The organism is Bacillus sp. ISL-55 (assembly GCF_018613155.1).
GTDB lineage: Bacteria > Bacillota > Bacilli > Bacillales > Cytobacillaceae > Mesobacillus.
The window spans coordinates 1-7,354 of the sequence record NZ_JAGGQU010000057.1 but is presented as its reverse complement, the minus strand read 5'-3'; the positions used below and the strand labels follow the sequence as shown (position 1 = coordinate 7,354).

Below are 7,354 nucleotides of genomic sequence, written 5' to 3'. Positions count from 1 at the left end.
TACTTGACGGGGAGCAGTTCAGTAGAGGCAACTTCAGACAGGTTTAAGGGAGAACAGCAAAAAGTTGTCCGAAGCAGGTGCAACTTCAGACAGGTTTAGAGTAAAACAGCAAAAAGTTGTCCGAAGCAGAGGCAACTTCAGACAGGTTTAGAGTAAAACAGCAAAAAGTTGTCCGAAGTAGGAGCAACTTCCCACAAGTTTAGAGGAGAAACAGGAAAAGCTGTCCGAACTTGAGCCAACTTCAGACAAGTTTAGAAGAAAAGTACAAAATAGCTGTCCAAACCAGCATCATCATCTTAAGCTATTTTAGCAAAAACTCAAAAAATCCTCCTGAATGCATTCAGCATCCTATTCTGCCAGCTTTAGATCCTTATTCGGTTCTCTTGAAAAGTATTTTATATAATAAACCAACCTAAATTGTTATAAGACATACAAGGAAACCATATGTCAATCATAAAATATAAAACAACTAAACTTCCTGAAATATTATTCGGAAAATTGTATACAAAAAAAGGCTCCTGGCAACAATAGGTGTACGGAGGTGGAGAATTTGGGTTCGCTTTTAGCTAAAAATCAAGTTGGGGAAAACTGTGTGATTTGCGAACAGACGAAAAGTGCTGGCATACACCTGTATACTTCTTTTATATGCACGGACTGTGAGAGCATCATGATCAAGACAGATACGAGTGATCCTAAATATAAATATTACGTAGAAAAGCTAAGGAAAGTTACGAAACCTGGCATTTACAGTTAAAAGCTCATTTTGGGCTTTTATTTTTTTTGCTTTGTAGGAGTTTGTAAATTGATTGGTTGTGGATGACTACAAGTAGCTTTCTTAATCCAGCTCCAGCGCCTAGCCCCTCGACTCGTTTGTCTAGCTGCGGCTCCTAACTCCTCGAGACGTTTCGGTCCTGCCATTGAAGTCAAAGAGCGACTTCACTGTCAGGCCCTCTAACGCTTGTCGGAGTTGGGCAGTCGCCTCCGCTTTTCGAATTGTCTAGTGTCGCCTCCTAGAAACTCCGAAACTTCAACTCCGCCGGCAGAAGCAAAAAGCGCTTCTTTGTCGGAGTCTCCAGTTTCTGCGTTTCTGGACAGTCGGCTATACATTTCTATTTCGGTCCGCCCGATGAAGTCAAAGAACGACTTCACCGGTCGGCCCTCCAGCGCTTGTCGGGGCTGACCAAGGCGCTTGCGCTTTTCTTATCATCCTGCAGCAACCAGGCTGTCAGCAATACACCGACTAATGTCAGAGCAGCAAAGAATATGTATACCCCATAAATACTGAATTCCTCAAAAATGATGCCACCGAAGAACGTGAAAAACCAGTTGCCTAATCCGTTGCCAACTGCGGAATAGATGGTTACTGCAGTAGCGGTAATATTCAGTGGCGTGATGTCCCGAATATATTGCAAACCTGCTGGAATGAAAAGTCCAAGAGAAAAACCCTGAATGACAGCTGATGCGTATACAAGAGATAAAGCAGGCTCTGTAAAATAAAAAATCCATCTAATTAATGATACAAGCGCGGCAATAAAAGCGACCTGGAGCAGCCCTAACTTACTGATCCAGCTTCCAGCAACCCTCATGAATGGAATTTCGGATAACACAGCGATAAGGAAGGCAATCCCAATGCCTGTATAGGTGCCGCCTCGGTCCTCCACAAACAGACTGAAGTAAAAATTATTGGCCAGGTTAGGGCCAAAAACCATGAATGTGACTCCTAGGAAAATAAGGAATTTCTTCATCTTCATCAGGTCCTTCATTCCTGCGAAAAGACCACTTGGCCTCCCTGAAGATTCTCTAGGCATTTTCATTGAAAATAATGCAGAAACCAATAATGTCAGGAAAAACGCGTAAAATATTACTTGCGGATTCCACTCGGATAATCGGCCCATAATAAAAACCGCCAGTCCAAAACCGAGAGATCCAAATAACCGAACATTTCCATAATTGACTCCGTTCTTGCTTGTATATTTTAGGGAAATACTATCTGATAAAGGAATGATCGCACTTTGAAAAATCGCGAGAATCGTCGCTACAATTATGAACGGGGAAAAGCCCTCGAAGAATAAATAACCCAAAGCAGCGATCCCTGTTATTAACGTTGTTAAAGTTAACAGCACATTATGAGAGCTTTTCATGTCGGCCAGCATTCCCCAAAACGGCTGGAAAAAGATCATGATCACTGGACCAATGGACAGGATGATGCCTATCTGATACCCATTTAAGTTTTCAACTTCGCTTAAGTAGACACTTAACAACGGGAATAAACTGCCTATGCCAAAAAAAACAAAAAGATAAAAGCCTTGCAAAGTAAAAATGTTATGCTTCACGTGCTTGTCCATTTGCATCCTCCGTACTGATGAATTATAAAGATATATTTTACCACTATTTTAATATAAGAATAGATCATTTCGTTTAATGCATGTTAAATGAATAAATAAAGCGTTTTCAATTTATCCAGGTCATGATAAAATAATGTTGCCGAAAGGTGATCAGACGTCTGCTCACTGATAGTTCGTTACCATCTTGCCAAAAGAGGCGGTGAAAACATGAAAGAAATAGTCTTAAGCTTAGTGGCTGGTTTAATCGTTGGAATCATATTTAAATTCCTGAAGCTTCCTCTTCCTGCACCTCCAGTACTTGCGGGTGTGCTAGGAATTGTGGGTGTTTATTTAGGTGGAGTAGTCGGGGAATGGATCTTGAATTCCTTTAAAGGTTGACAGGAAGAACAAATGAATAAGCTCTTTTCGTACTGCTTCGATTTCACTTAATAAAAGCCTACCCCTTCGAAATGAGCCAGTATCCTTAACATATGGATCTGCATTATAAGTTTTTAAAACGATAATAATAAAGCGATAATAAAAAAACCACTGATTCCTCCGTGGTTTTTTTAATTGCTTACATTCGCTTTAAGACATTTTGTCTATACACTGATTGGGCTGACGTTTTGTTTTTTTCGCCCACTACCCCTTTGGCATTAAGGTAGACGTAAAGAGTGGCAACAAAAAAGCCTCCGCCTAATATATTTCCCAATGTAACAGGTACTAGATTGAATATACTTCCGGCAATGCTGACGGTTTCAGGATGAGGAACAAAGAGTGCAATTGAAAAGAGGACCATGTTAGCAACACTATGCTCGAATCCTGACACTACAAAGGCAAAAACCAAAAGCATCATAACTCCTATTTTTGCTCCATCTCCTTTTACATTAAACGGTACCCAAACAGCAAGACACACAAGCCAATTGCACAGAATTGCACGAAAGAATAATTGAGAAGCAGGTGTGTTCATCTTCATGCTCACCGTTTCCATCATGTATTGCGATTTTTCTGGCGATATAAAAATGCCCGACATCATAATAAGTATTCCGAAGAAGACTGCTCCCAACAAATTTCCTGAGTAACACGCTATCCAATTTTCAATGGTATCCTTCCACGTCGTTACTTTTTTTAATGAACTGATTGTCATTATCATTGTGTTGCTTGTGAATAATTCTCCTCCCCCGTACAAAATCAGGACAAGAGCGAGGCCGAAAAAGATCGAGCTAGCGATAGGTGTCGCAGCTGAATGATTATCGTAGAAATATTCTCCCAGCCGGTATGAGACCATGATGCCAAAGCCGATATAAACACCAGCAAGCGCTGCCCGCAGCAGGTATTTTGCTTTTGACTCCCCGAGATACTTTTTCTTTTTTAAAGCTGTGGCGATAGCTACTTCCATTGGCTGTTCACTCATTTTTAAGACTCCTCTATTTGTGAATAATATCACATTATGCTGTTAGATTAATCTTAAACCTGAAATCCGAGTTTGTTAAGAGTTAACGCGATGAACTATTTATGTCCATTTTCGAAGCGTTTTCATCCTTTACATAATAGGTTTCTAAAAAAAACGGACTTCTTATCAAAAAGATATATAGGGGAAATCCTTTAGTTGCTCGAGAAGAATTCACTCTTTATTTTAGAAAAAAAAAGAGCCCTTTAAAAAGGCTCTCCTTGGAAGAAATACAGTAAGATAGTATCAACTTTCATCCCTTATAACACGCTCATCTATATGTTTTTTACTCATCTGGTTCAAAAGCTTCCGGTGCTCTTTGGATTCAAAAATAATACTGAAATCATAGTCTTCTGGATAAAGTTCTGACGCAGGCAGATTCAGCTTCAAACGTTTATAATTGACGTCAACTTTACGATCCCTGACCTGAACGAGATAATTACCCTGACTGTCAGGGCCTTTAAAAACCACTCCCAGCTCGCCTAAGCTTAGCACATGTACACTATCACCCATTTCAAATCGTTTTACCTGCTGCTTCGCAACCTTAGAAGACTTCTTTCTTTTGTGTTTGTTTGTTATGATTTGAGTTTCTCTTGCTTTGAGCTCCGCAAGGTCGTTTTCGAATAAAGCAGTGTAATCTTTCTCTGATTTGTAAGTTATATTATGGGCCCGTTCAATCAGCTTCGGATGGATGCCAAGTTTCAGCGCAATGGCAAAAGCCTGGCTGTCCCCGCCTTTTCCGATTCGCAGACGGTACGTAGGCTTAAGTGTTTCAAGGTCAAATTCCATTGAACCATTCATGAAATCCTCATGATTGTCTGCAAAGTCTTTTATCTCGCTATAATGAGTCGTCGCAAATATAGTTGCCCCTTTATTGTTCAGGTTCTCAAGGATAGCTGTGGCAAGGCCCATCCCTTCCCCCGGGTCAGTTCCTGAGCCTAATTCATCAAGAAGGACAAGCGTCTTGTCATTGGTTTCCTTCAATATTTCTATAATGTTGACAATCCTGGAACTGAAAGTACTCAGATTCTGCTCGATGCTCTGACCATCTCCTATATCAACAAGCACCTTATGAAAAATGCCTGCAGCGCTCCCCTCTCCAACCGGCAAAAGCAATCCGCTTTGTGCCATTAACGAGAGCAGTCCCGCTGTCTTGATGGAAACGGTTTTCCCGCCTGTATTCGGTCCGGTAATGACAAGAGCCTGATAGTCTGTTCCAATGTCAATCTTTAACGGAACCGCTTTTTCGCCAAGAAGCGGATGGCGTGCATCATTAAATAAAATGTTTGGTTCGTGATGAATTTCTACTCTTTTGCCATCAATAGCACGGCAATATTTTGCTTTTGAAAACAGATAGTCATAATGAACCATTGTCTCCATGGCCATTCGGATTTCCTTCTCTTTCCCCTCAGCCAACCCAGTCAAGGCAAATAACACCTTTTCCACTTCCGCTTGCTCTTCTAAATAAAGCCACTCCATCTGATCCTGGAACGATCCAATTTCTTCAGGTTCTACAAAAAGAGTCGAGCCTGATGCAGATGTATCAAGCACCGAACCTCTTACCTTGCCGCGATATTCTTTCTTCACAGGAACCACATATCTGCCGTTTCTCTGGCTGATGACAGCCTCTTGAAGAAATGGTTTTATTTTTGCAGATTTCAGCAATTGGTTAAGTTTCTCTTTTAAACGATCTTCCTGTATTCCAATCTGTTTCCGCACCTTCAATAGTTCCCTTGTCGCGTAATCATCAATTTGGCCATTGCGGATACATCTTTGTATCTCAGCAGCAAGTTCGGGGAGTTCTTCGATCGCAAAGACGTATGCAGAGACTCTAGGAGCCACATACTCCTTATCCTTCATAAACCGGCGGATCTTATTGCACGTTTCCAGGAACGAAAGCAACAGCATCAGTTGTTCTGTCCTCAGCGGTATTCCCTTGTTAAAGCCTTTAAGAACCATTTCCATCCCCTCAAGACCATGTATCGGGACACTTGAACTAATCTTGAGAATTTCAATCGCTTCAGAGACTTCCTCCTGCCATGATGTAATTTGTTGCATATTGATGGATGGCTGCATTTCCCTTGCTTTAATTCGCCCTGATTCAGTCAAAGCAAAGCCGGCAATCTCCTCCTTGATTTTGTCATAACCAAGAACCGTAAACGTTTGTTCGTTCAATTTTTATTCCTCCTTAAAATAGAAAAAGCCGCAATGGAACAAGTCCACAGCGGCTTCTAAAAAATACCTTGCAGTCATCTCTGCAGGCATTCCGCTCCAAAAGAAAAAGCTGTGTACAAATACACAGCTTCTGCTCATGGATATCGAGCATGCTTTACTATGTTCATTGTTCTTAACATTCAATCCAGCGCATAATTAAATAAACCTATTAAAGGTCTAAAATAAAACCGGATTGACCGTATGAAATTAACGGTTTAGTTAAGAACGACACCTAACATAAAACATACTCCCTTATATAAAAAAATATCTTCTTCAATAGATTACCTCCTCTACACCATTAGAGTCAACCAAAATTATCCAAACAAAAGAAAAATATAGAAAACCACATGTGTGAAAAAGAATGTTCACATTTTCTCTATTGACCTCTTGTTTATATTTCATTTTAAATTAGGTTACACAACGGACGGAAAAGGTGGAGATATTGTGGCCGGCCAGGAAAATCAAAATAATTTAACTTATGAGATGAGCGAATTAATAAAAGCCTCAGAAAAAGTCATTAAATTTAAAAAAGGTACTTTTTTATTCCGCGAAGGGCAGGAAGCAAAAGAAATGTTTATTATTCTGTCCGGCAAAGTACAGATCTCAAAAATGAATGCGGAAGGCAAAGAATTATATTTAAGATTATGTAATAAAAACGATATTGTAGGCGAGCTAACCCTCTTTACTGTGGGCCCCCGATATTTATTCAATGCAAGAGTAGTTGAAGATGGTGAGGCAGCAGCGGTTAATATTGATAACCTTGAACAAACTTTGTTCAATAACAGCCAGCTTGCATACCAATTCCTAAAATGGATGAATGACCATATCCGAAAAACGATCACTAAATTCCGCGATCTTGTCCTGCACGGCAAAAAAGGAGCCTTGTATTCTACCCTTATAAGGCTGAGCAATAGTTACGGCATTCAAAAGGACGATGGCATTCACATCAACGTACCAATCACGAACCAGGATTTAGCAAATTATTGCGGAACTGCCAGGGAAAGCGTCAGCCGCATGCTTGGAGAATTACGGGATGAAGGGATCATCTCCATACACAAAAAAAGAATTATCATTCATAACGTGGACTACTTAAAACAACAAATCGACTGTGAAAATTGTCCGATAGAATACTGCAATATTGATTGATTACGGAAAAAGAAAGCCGCTTAATCTTCTGTTTCAAGCAAAGATATATTTTATTTCTAATGAAATCCACATGCAGTCTTTTCACTTCCCATAAGGATACCTTTACTGGCGAAAGATACCCTTATGCAGCCCATTTATTCCTTATAAGGGTACCTTTATGGACAAATAATACCCTTATGCAGCCTTTTCACTCCTCATAAGGGTACCTTTAGGGACAAAT

Annotated in this window: 9 protein-coding genes; 4 read left to right on the top strand and 5 right to left on the bottom strand. The window is 40.3% G+C overall.

Annotated elements, in window-relative coordinates; translation table 11 throughout:
- The first annotated feature begins 230 nt into the window (after positions 1-230).
- Positions 231-416 (top strand): hypothetical protein, encoded by a 186-nt coding sequence (locus J7E32_RS21660; RefSeq protein WP_214911641.1) that lies wholly within the window; start codon positions 231-233, stop codon positions 414-416.
- Positions 417-541: 125 nt separating this feature from the next.
- Positions 542-754: a sigma factor G inhibitor Gin gene (locus tag J7E32_RS21655; RefSeq protein WP_483297628.1), complete on the top strand. Its 213-nt coding sequence runs from the start codon at positions 542-544 to the stop codon at positions 752-754.
- 17 nt (positions 755-771) lie between these two features.
- On the opposite strand, the gene J7E32_RS21650 is transcribed toward J7E32_RS21655, so the two are convergent.
- The 3 genes from J7E32_RS21650 to J7E32_RS21640 are packed head-to-tail and all read right to left on the bottom strand — an operon-like array spanning position 772 to position 2,345.
- Positions 772-918 (bottom strand): hypothetical protein, encoded by a 147-nt coding sequence (locus J7E32_RS21650; RefSeq protein WP_214911639.1) that lies wholly within the window; start codon positions 916-918, stop codon positions 772-774.
- 33 nt (positions 919-951) lie between these two features.
- A complete protein-coding gene (locus J7E32_RS21645; protein WP_214911638.1) occupies positions 952-1,149 on the bottom strand; it encodes a hypothetical protein in 198 nt (65 codons plus the stop codon).
- A complete protein-coding gene (locus tag J7E32_RS21640) occupies positions 1,146-2,345 on the bottom strand; it encodes an MFS transporter (RefSeq protein WP_214911637.1) in 1,200 nt (399 codons plus the stop codon). Before J7E32_RS21640 ends, J7E32_RS21645 begins: the two co-directional genes overlap by 4 nt.
- Before the next feature lie 207 nt (positions 2,346-2,552).
- On the opposite strand from J7E32_RS21640, the gene J7E32_RS21635 reads away from it, so the two are divergent.
- Positions 2,553-2,723, top strand: coding sequence for a XapX domain-containing protein (locus tag J7E32_RS21635; protein ID WP_214911636.1), 171 nt, complete (start codon positions 2,553-2,555; stop codon positions 2,721-2,723).
- Positions 2,724-2,901: 178 nt separating this feature from the next.
- Here the strand turns inward: J7E32_RS21635 and J7E32_RS21630 are convergent, their stop codons facing one another.
- Complete coding sequence (locus J7E32_RS21630; RefSeq protein WP_214911635.1) at positions 2,902-3,738, bottom strand: formate/nitrite transporter family protein; 837 nt, start codon at positions 3,736-3,738, stop codon at positions 2,902-2,904.
- Positions 3,739-4,020: 282 nt separating this feature from the next.
- Positions 4,021-5,949 (bottom strand): endonuclease MutS2, encoded by a 1,929-nt coding sequence (locus J7E32_RS21625; protein ID WP_214911634.1) that lies wholly within the window; start codon positions 5,947-5,949, stop codon positions 4,021-4,023.
- A gap of 522 nt (positions 5,950-6,471) precedes the next feature.
- Between J7E32_RS21625 and J7E32_RS21620 the strand changes: the two genes are divergently transcribed.
- Positions 6,472-7,134: a Crp/Fnr family transcriptional regulator gene (locus J7E32_RS21620; RefSeq protein ID WP_214911642.1), complete on the top strand. Its 663-nt coding sequence runs from the start codon at positions 6,472-6,474 to the stop codon at positions 7,132-7,134.
- Positions 7,135-7,354: the final 220 nt, after the last annotated feature.